This is a genomic window from Paenibacillus sp. FSL H7-0942 (assembly GCF_045040715.1).
GTDB classification, from domain to species: Bacteria; Bacillota; Bacilli; order Paenibacillales; family Paenibacillaceae; genus Paenibacillus; species Paenibacillus amylolyticus.
This window is the reverse complement of record NZ_CP150279.1, coordinates 1777828-1792126: the sequence shown is the minus strand read 5'-3', so window position 1 is coordinate 1792126 and position 14299 is coordinate 1777828. Positions and strand designations below refer to the sequence as shown.

Annotated in this window: 12 protein-coding genes and 1 pseudogene; 1 reads left to right on the top strand and 12 read right to left on the bottom strand. The window is 33.7% G+C overall.

The features are described from left to right. Positions 1–113: 113 nt before the first annotated feature. Complete coding sequence (locus MHI48_RS08030; protein WP_076327181.1) at positions 114–848, bottom strand: hypothetical protein; 735 nt, start codon at positions 846–848, stop codon at positions 114–116. Between the two features lie 714 nt (positions 849–1562). Between MHI48_RS08030 and MHI48_RS08025 the strand changes: the two genes are divergently transcribed. Beyond that, positions 1563–1892 (top strand): hypothetical protein, encoded by a 330-nt coding sequence (locus tag MHI48_RS08025; RefSeq protein ID WP_405143653.1) that lies wholly within the window; start codon positions 1563–1565, stop codon positions 1890–1892. A gap of 105 nt (positions 1893–1997) precedes the next feature. Here MHI48_RS08025 and MHI48_RS08020 read toward each other — a convergent pair whose 3' ends face one another. The 11 genes and pseudogenes from MHI48_RS08020 to MHI48_RS07970 form a co-directional block, all read right to left on the bottom strand. Further along, the gene (locus MHI48_RS08020) at positions 1998–2597 is read right to left on the bottom strand and encodes a hypothetical protein (RefSeq protein ID WP_076327183.1); all 600 of its coding nucleotides are present in this window, start codon (positions 2595–2597) and stop codon (positions 1998–2000) included. Positions 2598–2942: 345 nt separating this feature from the next. Further along, positions 2943–3092, bottom strand: coding sequence for a hypothetical protein (locus tag MHI48_RS08015; protein ID WP_179086429.1), 150 nt, complete (start codon positions 3090–3092; stop codon positions 2943–2945). Positions 3093–3126: 34 nt separating this feature from the next. Further along, positions 3127–3312 carry a hypothetical protein gene (locus tag MHI48_RS08010; protein ID WP_076327184.1) on the bottom strand — a complete coding sequence of 62 codons (186 nt, stop codon included), beginning with the start codon at positions 3310–3312 and terminating at the stop codon, positions 3127–3129. A 746-nt stretch (positions 3313–4058) separates the two neighbouring features. After that, entirely contained in the window at positions 4059–5393 is a 1335-nt protein-coding gene (locus MHI48_RS08005) for a helix-turn-helix domain-containing protein (protein ID WP_076327185.1), read from the bottom strand. Positions 5394–5949: 556 nt separating this feature from the next. Further along, positions 5950–6630, bottom strand: a complete 681-nt coding sequence (locus tag MHI48_RS08000) for a hypothetical protein (RefSeq protein ID WP_076327186.1) — start codon at positions 6628–6630, stop codon at positions 5950–5952. Positions 6631–7058: 428 nt separating this feature from the next. Next, positions 7059–7322 carry a hypothetical protein gene (locus tag MHI48_RS07995; RefSeq protein ID WP_076327188.1) on the bottom strand — a complete coding sequence of 88 codons (264 nt, stop codon included), beginning with the start codon at positions 7320–7322 and terminating at the stop codon, positions 7059–7061. Between the two features lie 777 nt (positions 7323–8099). Beyond that, on the bottom strand, positions 8100–9830 hold the full coding sequence (locus MHI48_RS07990) for a hypothetical protein (protein ID WP_076327189.1): 1731 nt from the start codon (positions 9828–9830) through the stop codon (positions 8100–8102). Beyond that, positions 9820–10914 (bottom strand): hypothetical protein, encoded by a 1095-nt coding sequence (locus MHI48_RS07985; RefSeq protein WP_076327190.1) that lies wholly within the window; start codon positions 10912–10914, stop codon positions 9820–9822. Before MHI48_RS07985 ends, MHI48_RS07990 begins: the two co-directional genes overlap by 11 nt. 561 nt (positions 10915–11475) lie before the next feature. Continuing rightward, positions 11476–12069: a restriction endonuclease gene (locus tag MHI48_RS07980; protein ID WP_076327191.1), complete on the bottom strand. Its 594-nt coding sequence runs from the start codon at positions 12067–12069 to the stop codon at positions 11476–11478. Positions 12070–12277: 208 nt separating this feature from the next. Beyond that, positions 12278–13786, bottom strand: coding sequence for an SIR2 family protein (locus tag MHI48_RS07975; protein ID WP_405143649.1), 1509 nt, complete (start codon positions 13784–13786; stop codon positions 12278–12280). 157 nt (positions 13787–13943) lie between these two features. After that, a pseudogene (locus MHI48_RS07970) lies at positions 13944–14123 on the bottom strand (tyrosine-type recombinase/integrase); the annotation flags it as partial. Between the last annotated feature and the right edge of the window lie 176 nt (positions 14124–14299).

Genomic DNA, 14299 nt, shown 5'->3' with positions numbered 1-14299 from the left:
TAATTTTTTCAGTAGAGTTAAAGATTCGATTTTATTTCCTTACTTAATTCTATACCCCAAAATAAAGGAAGAAGGTTATCCGATCTAACAGGATAACCTTTCTTCTTTATTTTTTAATATGGGGCGGTTTTGAATACTAAGATTCCGTCAGCTTGACCACTTCCTAGCTCTCTTGCTGTGTATATCTCAGTGTATTTACTTGTTCTTACTGATCCATTAAATGAATAAATTTCGTTTAAGTAACCAAAAGATTTATCCATAATCGGCGTAAATTCTGCCCAACTCTTATGCTTAGGTCTTACTGTAGTTTTTGTGACGTCAGAAAAATTAGTGGTTTTGGACCAGCTACCACCTAGAGTTGTTGTCACAGCTTTCTTATGCTGGAACGATAGTCCGAAATTTGCTGACCATGTCTGACTGGTAGAAGAAGAAATTGTTCTATCAGCATTATCTAGAGTTTCGTTGTACACATATGTGGAAATACGTTTTGTAAGAGAAGTCATAGGCACGGCAGGTTTGAATGTAGATTGTGTATATCTCCAATAGTATTCATTAATCGCATTTGGTGTCACAATTTCATTGTTACCCGAAGAGGCATACTCAAGAGATTTATCTGTATTCAATTGAGCGTTACCATTTGCTTCTTCCAAAGCTTTATAAGCTTGAATTTCTTCTTTATTAAGCTCAACCAGCCCATTCTCAGTTACGCGATAGGCTTGAACAATTTCGCCTTCTACTTCTGGTTTTTCTGCAATAGAATCATTACTAGATGAGGCATATGCACCGGTAGGTAAAATTAATGCCCCAATAAGAAGTAGACTTGAAAATCGCGATAATATTTTTTTCATTTTTTCCCTCCTAATTCAATATATTATAATTATATGTATTATTTTTCCTAAAGTCAACCTAATATAAGGAATATTTTCCTATTAGGTATATAGTATTAATCCAATCGAACTATCATTTGTTAATAATCAATACAACTGTATAGATGTATTTACCGAAAAAATTCATATATTTGTAAGTTAAAAAAGCTAACAATATCCCTATTCGAATCTAAACATCATTTTTAATTTGGTCTACTGTCGCCCCTCGCTGACCTTGGTTCTAGTATATATTCAATCACGAGGGGCTTTTTCTAAATGCGGTAGTCATACATTCCCTCGATCAAGATTCTGTGGCTACGACTCGCACAATACAGCGCAGTAAACAAAAAAGCAGGGTCAAGTAATAGCCTGAGCCGAGCGACCTGGTAACAATCCATGGCAACCTGAACTTTCCCTTACTATAATAGTTTCAATAGCCTGACGTTGGTTAGAACAGCTCAATATTTCTTCATTACTCAGGAAATCTCTGTACTCAGAAAAGCGTACATATGCTTGAGATCGAAACCTTCTCCCTCTGGCCAACACAGGAGCAAAACGGCTTTCTCTAGCAGATTAAGCTTGCCCTCATAGCAATAACTAGGTAAGCGTGACAAAGAGAAGATCAAAGACTTCTCCAATGAATTCCCGTTCCTGACGAGCCCGGCGTGTATTCCAGATTTGTACATAAAAAAACTCGTGAAGCTAGCGAACGGCGAGAAGCCTGAAACGCCTTATGAGAAACAAGTGGCCGAATTCCGTAAACCGGAAAACTGGTATGCAGGTAAAGTCGTTATGTCCCAGATCGACGTCCGTAAACAAAACTACTCTACTGGCGCTGCAACACCAACCATGGTATCCAAATGGAACCTGCTCCGCCAGTCCGAGATGGAAACCTTCAACAAAATCATCTACGGCAATTTGCCAATTGATGCCTTTGACCAATTCGTCGCCAACTGGAAATCCAATGGCGGAGATCAGATCACACAAGAAGTGAATGAATGGTTTAAATCGGTAAGTGCGAAGTAAGGATTGAAGAAGTAACAAGGGCCACAATAAAAGAATAAAAAAACAAGCCGAAGCGTGCATTGCCACCGCTTCGGCTTGTTTTCTATATCTAGTTAACCCGGCACTTTAAAATACATGAACTTCAACAGAATCTGTACCCATAACTCTTTTTCCAGCTTTATCTTCTGACCCGACCTCAATACCAACTTTTAATGACTCAGAGGGGGACTCACCCTTTTTATCTGGACTTAATTCGATCACAATCGTTCCAGTACCTCCGCCATTTGCTATGTAATTTCGTTCTCTCCCAATTTCAATCATTGTGCGCCATGAAGAGTCATCAGAAGAATCCATCCAGGTGGATACAAACTCAGCAGGCTTCAACTTCGATTGATGTTCAGGATAACTGCTGGTAATGCAGGAGACACTCCATTGATCAGGGATATAGAATGCAACACCACCCCAGTCAGCGGGGTCAATCTCTACATGTGCTACTATTTTGATATGATCAATATGCTGCTTCTCACTCTCAACGAATATCGATCCTTGTGTCATTGTCTTTAAATTCGTTGATTTGGCATCCAGATCAAAGTTTTTGACGTGAATGATATTGCCATTAACCACTGGCTCATTGGCTTCATTTTTGTTGGTATTTAAAAAAAGAAAAATTAACACAATCGCAATAAACAAAAAAAGCACGATTAAGTATTTAGATCTTTTTTTCATAATAACCATACCTCGCTTCTACCCTTGTTTCTTTAAGCTTAACACATCATTAACGCCTTCCTTTCCTTAATTTAGAATTTGGAAAAGTAGAGCATTAAAACTGGAGCGGAAGCGCTAGATTCACGCTTCCGCTCCAGTTTTTAAGTTAAGATCTAGGTAGCTTCCCCTGACTTATAGGTTCGCATTAATCGATCAAGCCTCTCTATCGGTCCCCTCTGACATCGACTGACCCAGCAAGGATACTGTGAGCTGAATACCATCTCGTAGTCCCTGCATATACAACCTCTCATTTTCTTTGCCTTTGCTGACAATATAACGATTCTCCCACTCAGTATATTCAGGTGTTTACTCGACATCCTTACCTGCAAACAAAACTTCAAATGCTTCGTCTGTTCCCCCACGTACTCGACTCAGTTCAGGATCATGTTCAATCCGGGCAGTCACCTCATCCAGCCTTGCTTGAATCGCTCGTTGCATCCACCGTGGAAAATCCATAGCTTCTCCTCCCCTACGCATTATGTACCTCACATCATCGTGCAACTCGGCTATATCTTGCCTTCATCTCACTAACTCGTGCCACCAGTTCGTCCACCCTTCGGCTCTGTTCCTGAACCTCAGGGTTCTCCCACAACGGAATCGCTTGCTTCAAGGATGCCTCACCAAGCTGATTAAGCTTGCGCCGTTCCTCTTCCAATACATCAAGCAACCGGCTCATACATCCACCTCTCTGTTGGGTCTAAACTGCGTCATGTCTTGTTAATGCTAGACATGAGCAGTCGCTTTTAATGCGATTATCGGTGCCCCGATGCTGTATACTAATAATTTCATCTAATCCAAATTGTAAGATAAAAAATAATCCATTTAATGCGAGGATCGAATTAAAATAAAAAACACCGATATAAACCTATGTGGTTAAAAAATATTATTCGTAAATAAATAGCCTGGTTGTAAACATTGAGTTTGGACATCAGCCAAATCAGTCTTTCATGTATGTTTAGAAGGTCAATATAATCTTGTTCAAAATTATGAAGTGGTTGTAATACGAAGTCGTTAGAGGTTTCTTTGTGATATCTGCTTGGGGAAGCAACTGATTAACTAAAAGAGATTACATTATTTTGTAGAAAAACTTAGAAACTCATATCAATTATAATGAATTAACTATGTTGATTGGCTGATTGCTTCCCCTTAGACCGCTTCTTCCTAAAAATAGGGAATACAAAATTCTTACTTTAATTATTCTGATAGCCTTATTGCGCCTCCGTCCGTGAAGAAGTTTTGTCTCCCCACCTCCACCTTTCTGATTTCTAAAAGTATTTGCTTTTTCTCATAACTATGACTTAATTTTGCATAAAAAAATGAGTAATACTGAAATAACAAAATCAAATAATTTTTATCGTTTCATAAAGGGCTAGCGAGAAGCCTACCTTTCCTATCTCTCATATAATTATAAAAAAAGAACATTTATAGTATGTTCTTTTTTATATAATCTACTAGTGCTGTGCTCCGTAATTGTTGTTTCGCTCCATCGTTTTTTATCCACGCTTTATTACTACCAGTAAAATATAGCTGCTTCTCATAAGAAGGAGGGACTATAATTTCTACTACATATTGATCTTCTAACTGAATATAATTGCGATCCTCGACATTATGGAAATAAAATACAACCGAAGTAGGGTCAATATGTGGCTCGATTTGGGCTACTTTGACATTAATTTGTTGTCTGAGTGAATCTTTATCTTCCTTTGTTAAATAAACACCGCTCACTTTACCATTATCATCGATCCCGTAAAAAAGTTTACCACCGTTGCTGTTTAAATAAGCGCATATGTAATCTTCTGCTGAATCAGATATTGCTTTTACAGGATTTTTTGAAGTTACGCTTTTAAACTCGTATATTCTGTTTTCTTCCATTTCAACGTTTTTACCTTTCACCATTTTTTTTCTGTAAGGAACAAAACCCACTATTTCCTTTTGACTAGTATTAAGTGTTTTCCAAAAATTCATTACTTCGTTCAGCTTTCGTTTAGAAATCAAACCGATTTCCTCTTTAAAGAATTGTTGATTCACATTTCTTAACTTATCAAATCTAAAAATAAAATTAGCTTTAATTCCGTATTGATTCTCTCCAATTTCAATCAACGGAAATACATTTCTCATACTACTCTCAGGGTAATAATATATTGGAACTACAATTGATTGGTTTACTTCTTTATAGCATTCAATAACAAGCACATATACAAAATTACCAAGGGTAGGGAAATCACTTAAAGACAATTCTGCTTTATATATTTTTCCTACAACCGTAGATACCTCTACTTTACTATTACTATAGTAACCGCTATAGATTTTCCAGGATGGACTATGATACCTTCTTGATTTTTCATCCCATTCCATTTTGACATCCATCCAGTCATCACTTGGAAACAACGATGGAGAGTATTCTCTTGAATGGAACTGAAGCCATCTAATATTATGCAAAATAGAATTTGTCTTCTCATTCATTTTTTCATGAAAGATAACGTCAAAAAAAGATAAACGAACTTTAGTTGCAATCGATTCAAAAAAATTAGTAATTCCTATACCTCCATTATCCGCACAAATTACTACAGTTGCAATATAGCCTTCCTTCAAATCAATTTCTTGACCAATATATAATTCAATTTGACATGTATGTATAGAAACATACCCATTATCATCGGGCGCATTATAAAATGATGCATAAGGAAAGAAAAATTTATAAATTCCAGGATGATAATACAATGAAACTCTTTTCCTTCTTGTAATTTTATTTAGCATGATGTTTATTAGCTTCCTCAATAAATACACCTCTATCGATTCTATTTTATTATTTGGCTGGTCACACTCGAAGAGAAGATGATATGCCTCATAATTAAACTTTCTTACAAGGAGTTCACTGGTACAATTGGTTCATCATTAGTAACTTCCTCTAATAACTTCATGCAATGCTTCATCACATAAAGCCCTTTGTGAAGGCTAGTTTAATATTTTACAGATTTTTCAACCGCCATTAACCAGAAACGAAAGAAAACCAAATATGTCGCTTTCGAACAGGTCAAAAAGTTCGCTCTGCGACATATAGCTCCACTTTATAATCTTCTATGATACAATAAATAAAAAAAGCACTCTCGACAGACTAAGCAAACGATTCAAGATGCCACGTTTTAGCATTCTCATCCTAAGTGTACAATGTCTAAGTACATATCGTGTTTGAAACATTACTCCGTTGGGAATTCGAAGATGGATTAGCCTGCTGAGTTATTTCCTAAAAAGCATTCTAGCATAACCAGTATTAATACAATGGTATTCAGAAGAATGTATCTGAACGGGCTATTTAAATCGCTATTGCATTGTAGAGAACTATTCCTAGGCTACTGATAAATGCCTTCCTTTTAGAATCAATCCAAGTCATCCCTTCAAAACCTACAAACCCAAATGATTTTAATCTCTCAACAGAAGCAAAGAGCATATATTTATCAAATAAAACAACATCTATATTCTCAATTTCATCAGATTCTTTATCAAATAAATACCTAAGAACATCTATGTCAATAGGTTGCATTGAATCTAAACATTCCGAGAAGTAGCAAAACGTCTCCCAATCATATTTTTCTTGTATGTGGCCTATAAACAACTTAGCAAACAAAACAGACCGTTTTTCAGTCCTTAATCTATCTATAATCAATATTATTTGTTCTGTTACCTTGTATTTAAACTTATCGTCAGTTTTAAGCTTATTTTTAAATTCACAAAAATTATCTGTCAAATTTCTCGAATGGAACTCTCTCAAAAAACAAAGTACTTTTTTAGTAAAGTGAAGTTGTTTTGTTGAACTTCCTAATTTACCTAGAGATACTATAGTCTTCACTATTGGAATTTCACTGGTGATGTTATCACTTAATAATGCGTCAAGTGCTACTTCACTATAATCAATAGTTAAATCTAAGCTAGTATTTATCAATTCTTTTGAAAACGATTCGTTTATATTTACATTTTGTAGTTCGTTCTCATTCATTTTATGACTCCTCTCTTCAAGTTTTATGAATAAGTTTTAAACATACCAATGGAATTACTCTGCTGGATCGTAACACTCGCACCGTGAATATTATGTTATATGAGGTCAGCACTTTACAAGGAAAGTCCACGTTTTAAAGATTTCTTTTTGACTTTCATTCATGAATTATATTAATTTTAGCTTTTCTACGAATATATCCATTGTCAAATCATTAACATCGAATATTTTTCTCAGTAGTACTAATCCAATCTCATTAGCCTCTTTCTCATATTCGTTATCTATGTATCTGGTTGCAAAATACTCTTCAAAAGTCATGCCATTTTTGATTTGTTTGATATGAACTAACTCATGAATAAAAGCGAATTCAACAAAAGTATCAGCTAGTTCATAAAACAAATCTGATTCTTGAATTGAAGAAAATAAAGAATTTATAGTGACACATATGGCTTCCGTAAAAAATATTCAGCCTCAATCTTGTCAGTTAATATAGGAGTTGCTCTATTAGGTATACAACTTGCTTTCACGGTTTCATCAGGATAATCCTCTTTGATTTTAACTGATTCCTTTTTAATCTCGTATTTCATATCCTCTATATCCAACTCTTTTATTATCTTTGTTTTATAATCCTCTACTACTTTATCTATTGTATTTTCGATATTAATTTTCTTCACTTCATTTTTCCATAATGCCATAAAATCACTCCTCAGTATTCTCGATAGTCGGTTATTAAAGATTAATTCTGGTGCTGATTTACTATAACGTGCTTGCACTACTGACGTTCAAGCGGCTTAAGGTGCATAGCACCGAGTCTTTAGACTTAGCCAGTTGAATGTGTAGCAATCCACTTCTACGAAAACCCACTTGGCGACTGAGGAGCGTTAGTGATGAAACAGGAATATTCTTTCTCCATCCTCTTCGATAGACTAATTTAACTCTTTTTACCACACTAAACAATAGTCCTTAATACAGTCTTTAAATGTAATGACATTATAATCCATGCTTTTTGATCTGGCTCTCCTTTTTCTCACCTTATTCTCATTTCACCATTTATTGATTCTATTAATTTTTTGTGAAAAATAGCCGCCCCGCCGAAGGAGGTCATCCAGTTCTTCTGATTCACTCGCTACTATCTGTCTCTTTGTTTTTTAATATGTAGATTTACCAGTATTATTTATGTACTTTTCCCTAGATTTTAAAACAATCGGTGATTTCAGTTAACGTTATCATATTCACGACACGACATGACCCGACTTAAAATAGCTCCTATCTTAGGACGGGTCGTGTGTTGTCTGAATTATCATTCAAGAATATACAACTGACAATTAGCTATTTCTTTAATTTTTTCTTTATTAGCCTTCAAGCCTTTTAATGTGTATTTTCCTACTCAATTTATTCATCATTAAATCTCTAAAGGAGCAATTAAATAAATCACAAGGTTTAATTTAATATAAATACTACATCGTCTTCATTTATCCTCCATTTAGATAATTGATTGTTTGTTCAATGTAATCATCATCAAAATTATTATAATCACTTAAAAATGCTCTTTCACTGTTAGAATCCCCTATACAAATCAATGTTGCTTCATTATAAAAGTAATTTTTATTATACCCTTTTATAACTTCTCTTTCATTTTTTGTATCTGCTATTGAAATTATTGTTTGAGTGTCACTTGGTTTATGCTTTTCGATAAATTTCAATATTTTATCTTTATTATCTATGTCGATATCTTCCTTGAATATCGCATCGAGCATAAATGGAATTCGATGAATATAACTTGTTGCTTTAATGTATTTATTGAAAGCAAAATGATAAGCCATAACTGTCTTGTGTAGTTCAACCCCTTGTAAGGGGAATGCTGTAATCTCAAACAAGTGATTGTATCTCCGTTCAAAAAGATTACTTATCCCCATTTCTCTCAAATAATCTACGAATAAACTTGCAAACTCACTGCCTTTTTTGTTGCGTTCTTTTAGAACCTCTTCTTCTGTACTAAACTTCTTTAGGTCCTCTTCAATTTTCTTTTTTTCCAATATAAGTTGTCCAATTTTTCTCTCACAATTCTCAATTAATTTTACATTTGCTTTGTTATCAATCCAACTGTTTAACGTAATACCAGACTCGTTTCGATTATTCAAGATATTATAACGTCTTATAAGTTCTAACTTTTCTGTCTCAATTGATTTTCTTAAGGAATTTATTTTCGACTTCACCTTTTTAGACTCTTCTTTACACTTTTTGACTTCATTAATAGTATCATTTTCTTCTTGGTAGTACTTATACCAATCTATAATATCATCAGATAATGTTTGCTCACAGGTTGGACAAGTTCCATCTTGAGGAGCTTGTTTTTTATGATTCGATAAAACTCTCCTTAGAATACTTTCTCGTTTATTTAAGTAACTGAGTTCATTACATTTTAAAGTATAATCTTTTTCCAAATTACTCAAATATAACTGCCTCGAACTGTATTCTTCTAAATATTGAATTGAAATAATTAAATATTTCTCATCAACTAATTTTGAGATGGCTAACTCTTCATTATTTTGCTCCATATTAGAAAAAAATTCTATCTCACTTTCCTTACTTCTAAGACGCTTCTCAAGTTCTAATTTCTCCTCTCGATCAACAAAATTTGTGATTCCAGTATAATAATCTAAATAATCTTCTTTAAAATTCCTAAAAAAATCTAGGTTATTAAATGACTTTCTAAGGTATACCCAACCAACTGACTGAGATACATAATATGGTAAAACTAATGCCTCTAGTGGAGCACTTTTTATTACACCTTTTTGTTCCAACTTTAAAGAAAATCCAAAAATGTTATTTATGTATTCTTTCAACCTTACATGTTCTGTTGATGTATTAGCACTTATACCTATAAATTTCTTGGTTGGTGCATTGTCCGAGACGATTACTAATGTTTCGGCTTCTCTTATAAATGAAATTCTTTCAACTTTATCATCACGGACTAAGCTACAATCAAGTCTAAAAAAAACATCGTATTCTAAAATTTCGCTTAGAAGTTTGTTATTTTCATTAATCCCCATAGCATATAAGATTGAATGGAATAGAGTACTCTTCCCCGATGTGTTTTTTCCATATATTACATTTAATTTATCACCAAAAAAACAATTAAAAAACTTTCCTTTGTCTTCTGAGTATACAAATAATCGGTTGAATTGTAGTTTAATATTCATCCATATCCCCCATCTCTACATATGCAGCGTATATTGCAGCTTTAATTTCAATCTCACTCAATTGCGAGTCAATTGATTCAAAAAACTTTTCACATAAATGTCTAACACACTCAATATGTGTTCTATATTCCTTAGTTACATTCATATTTTTAGTTACAAACTTTAAAATACGTTGGTGTTCACCTTGTTCAAGATCTTTAAATAAGTCAAAACTATTCTCAAAATAAGATACAAACGATTTTCGCTCATTGACAACCAAATTTAAATCATTACAAATCGTCTCTGCTTTTGTACGCCAAAAGCTAAAGGCCATTTTCTTTTTAGTTACAATATTAAATACATCATTAATCGTAGTAGACTCTATTCTTTTTGACTCATCTAGAATCTTAGCCTGGTTTCCTTGGTTAAATGTATTCTCAATTTTTCTAAACATCTTAAGTAATGTATCTATAACCGCCTTAGAATCACTAATTTTGTCACCTAACAAATCTTCACATCGCCCTATAAGAACTGCTAATTGACTTTTAGTAGTCTTTGGTAGATCCACAAAAGATAAGTAAACATTAGAAAGCTGTTTCTTTGTTTTAAATCCATTTAGTTCAATTTGTGAAATAATCCTATCTCTAATTTCCTGGTCAATCAGTGCGAAATGCTGCTCATTGTTTGCCTCATTAATAGTTAAATTCTTTGTCTCACCTTTTTTTCTCTTTCCGTTACTCAGCTTAATCGCATGATTAGTAGCAAAATAGAGCTTATGTGAGTAAGAATGTGATCTTGGGAAATCTTCATTGATTAATTTGTCCCCAACAATGGTAATTTTCTTGATTATTTCAAACAGATCTTCACTCATCGTCCACTCTGAAGAAGCCTTTTTTACTTGGTATGAATTCACAAAATTAATATCATTATTTTCATCTTTAAAACAGAATATAATATCATCATGATGTTCAATTGATAAAAAATAATTTTTATCTTTTAGATTTTCATAATCTTCTATTATGAACAATAACGCGCAATGCTTCTGAAATTCAAGACCTGTAGAATTATGCACCCCTGCATTAACTGCTACATCCGTTTTACACATGGTTTTCCCCCCTTAATTTTTTAATAAAATGACTTCGGGACATCCATTCCCCGTTAGATAGTTATTATCTCGGGGAATGGATGTATCTGTCTGTTCAAACATACCGTTGGCAAATCAAGAGCAGACAGGCTCGCAGTTTGAATATTCTAAATCAGCTCTTAATATCATTTTTAAACATGCCTATGAGAAAAATCATAAATGGTATTATACCCCATACTTATTGAAATTAGCTCTCCCATTTTTATATTTCTCATATCTTCGTGTATTGATTCTATTGATTTTATTATGGGAATAGGAGTGGAAGGGATCACCCTTTTCTTTGGATTCACTAGCTACTACCTATCTCTCTCTTTATGTTAAGATTTACTAGTACTTATATATGTATTCTCCAAGGTTTTAAATTAATCGATGATTTCAGTTACCGTCCCTGTATTCACGACCTCAGCATAGGCTGAGGTGTCCGGCTGCATACTACTTCGCCCGAAATTCTTCTGCTGGAACCGAGAGCGTATGCCCGATGCTTGAATATTATGTTATGCGAGGTTCTATTTGAAGTTGCATTTACTCAATCCTTTTAGGGATTTTTTTCATTATTTCCTCCCTGATTTTTAACAATATTCTCTCTGATGGATATATCTTTTTATCAGGAAAATCAATTAAATTAGTACTCCATTGATATGCGTAAAAATCAGGAGATCGTTCAATAAATTCTGAGAGTATAGGATCCACTTGAGGATAGCTAGAAGCTTGAATATGCATGACAACCTTATCAAATATTTGTATCAAAGCAATTCCATGCTGCTGTGCATATTCCACCGCTCCGCTTTGAAAACCAGAAGTAGAAATTAATATTCCTTTGTGTGCTCCTAAACTTCGTACCTTATCCGCTAAAACTACGATTTTTTCACGTTCTACAGGTCTTGTATAACGCTTGCATTCAACAATAACCTTAAAACTTACAGACAAGGCCATAAATTCAGCCATAATATCTATTTGATATTCTCCATCACTGGTCTGAACTTTTTGATTATGGAGTATTGAAAAATCCTTAAGCTCTTCAGTCTCAGCATATGCCTTCAATACTTCAAAACAATATTTTTCAAAATCTGTAGCTGAAATGCTGGCGACAAATCCACGGTACAGGTTTATTTCCAACACCTACTTTCATTTCTATGAAGGTATCTACTTGAATTTAACTTTATTTTTCAGTCTTTAAAAAGCACTTAATATAATTTCAAATAACGTTCCTGTATTCACGCCATAGCGCATGCTTGGTGTCCGGCGAATGCCGGGCCAAGGGCATACGCCCTCAGCGTGAATATTTTGTTAGACGAAGTTATTTTCTTCTCTGAATAGTCTCACATCACTCTTTTATTTGTTTTATTAGGTTTGGTATTTCTTTATATGAGTCGTACCACACAATGTTAAGACCCAGTTCTTTATAGTAGTCTTCTTGCAACTTTTGATTAACAACATCGAACTTCTCTATACTCGTATTATTAATATTAGTTTGATCGTATTCTTCTCTTACATATGACTCACGCTTCATAAAAACGAAGTGCTTATATAAATTTTCTTCCTGCTTTCTTACTGCTATATCCAGTAATCTTCTTAAATTCGGATCAGTCATAGATAAGCCGATGAATAAGCACGTATTTTCTCTTAAATAATTAAGTTGCACCAAATTCGACCAATTGTACGGATCAAGCATTAAATCATGGTACCCTTCTTCAGAAAATACAAGCAAAGATTTAGATAAGCTATTGTATTCATCAGAATTTCTTGGCAAGAATCCATGAACATGATAAATGCCAAGTTCGTGTGACAATGGCAGGTCAGCTTCTCTATAAATTGACCTAAACTTTATTTTATATTCTTTTAAATTGTACTCTAACAAATCATCAAAGTTATAATTAACAACTCCTCTAATGCCAACTCTATTCCTCACAGGTAAACATAACTGGGCAATTCCGTCAAGCAAATCGGAGGTATCTATACAATTTTTATATAATATTTCTACAAGTATTTTACTGAATACATCTTCTAAACCTTTTCTGATATACCTAGCCATCAATAATGGAGAATTCCCATTAGAATTTTTTAGTTTTTCTACAATAAAAGCTTTTTCCGCTTCGCTTAAATTTACATTATGTTCACTTAATTTGCTTCCTATCAAATTGACCAAAAGATCATTAACTAAATTGTCCCATGATGCAATCTTTGTATCTATTGAGACGCCAGCCCCTAAAAATAATACTAAATCATCATCCGTATATGCTTTTTTTAATTGTTCGATACTAGTTCTTTGTTTGCTTTTCCAATCACTCGTGCTTTCTTTTATACTTGTAGATATTTTAGTGTTTATCAAAAGTTTGGATATATTTTCATATGTTTCATTAACTGTTTGGGGGTATAATTCAAATATTTTTGTTAAGTCATTAAGATCCCACACTTCGATATTAATATTTTCTTGTTTATTGAATTGCTCTTTTAATTTCTCTTTTTCTTCTTCATTAAGCTCTAGCGTAATGATAAATACAATATTTCTAACCTCCAACCCACTTTTTATTATTCTATTATTTATTTTTTCTAAATTTTTCTCCGCAAATAATTTAATAGTCGAACTTTTACTTCTATAAAATTTGACTTCAAAAATTGTAGAACCTTCAAGATTCTCAGTTCCGTCTGGTGCAAACCCATCAAACTCTCCATAATAGAAATCATTTTTTATAATATAACTAGGAATTAACTCCTTACCTTTTTCATGAAAGTGTTGTTGCAAAACTTTCATTATAAGTGTTTCTAACATTTCGTATGATTTGTTTGTTTTATTCTCTTCCAATAAAGATTCTATTATTTTATTCAATTCCATGTTTATCAATCCTCTACTATAATTTCGTCTAACATCCAATCTATGTATTTCGTAAATACCACAAATCCTGCCTGATTTCTGAACTACGTATATGATAACCTATGCAATGATATTTGCGAAGAAAAATCTGGTGAAAAAGGGAGATATATCAGGATACTCAATCTCCCATGTCCATACGATCCAATGGACTTTGAATGCGTTGAATATTTTTCTTACTAATATGCGTATATCGCTGAGTTGTTCGTGCACTCGTATGACCGAGTAGTAGCTCCTGAAAGTATCGTAGATCTATCCCGTTTTCCAGCAACTGAGTGGCGAAGGAGTGTCTCAGGGTATGGCCCGGAAAAATAGGTCAGAAACAATACGGCCTTATGTTTAGGGTTGGTTACCTTACTACCATTTCAGCGGGGAGGAAACAATCTGCTTACAGATAACGAAAATACTGTTAGAATATAACGATTGATGAAGTTGTTTTCACACAGTGATATTGTTAGTAGTACACACATAAGGATG

What these genes read in the sequence shown, in the direction of transcription:
- MHI48_RS08030 (WP_076327181.1), bottom strand. Translation starts at nt 848, where the DNA reads ATGAAAAAAATATTATCGCGATTTTCAAGTCTACTTCTTATTGGGGCA.
- MHI48_RS08020 (WP_076327183.1), bottom strand. Translation starts at nt 2,597, where the DNA reads ATGAAAAAAAGATCTAAATACTTAATCGTGCTTTTTTTGTTTATTGCG.
- MHI48_RS08015 (WP_179086429.1), bottom strand. Translation starts at nt 3,092, where the DNA reads ATGGATTTTCCACGGTGGATGCAACGAGCGATTCAAGCAAGGCTGGAT.
- MHI48_RS08010 (WP_076327184.1), bottom strand. Translation starts at nt 3,312, where the DNA reads ATGAGCCGGTTGCTTGATGTATTGGAAGAGGAACGGCGCAAGCTTAAT.
- MHI48_RS08005 (WP_076327185.1), bottom strand. Translation starts at nt 5,393, where the DNA reads ATGCTAAATAAAATTACAAGAAGGAAAAGAGTTTCATTGTATTATCAT.
- MHI48_RS08000 (WP_076327186.1), bottom strand. Translation starts at nt 6,630, where the DNA reads ATGAATGAGAACGAACTACAAAATGTAAATATAAACGAATCGTTTTCA.
- MHI48_RS07995 (WP_076327188.1), bottom strand. Translation starts at nt 7,322, where the DNA reads ATGGCATTATGGAAAAATGAAGTGAAGAAAATTAATATCGAAAATACA.
- MHI48_RS07990 (WP_076327189.1), bottom strand. Translation starts at nt 9,830, where the DNA reads ATGAATATTAAACTACAATTCAACCGATTATTTGTATACTCAGAAGAC.
- MHI48_RS07985 (WP_076327190.1), bottom strand. Translation starts at nt 10,914, where the DNA reads ATGTGTAAAACGGATGTAGCAGTTAATGCAGGGGTGCATAATTCTACA.
- MHI48_RS07975 (WP_405143649.1), bottom strand. Translation starts at nt 13,786, where the DNA reads ATGGAATTGAATAAAATAATAGAATCTTTATTGGAAGAGAATAAAACA.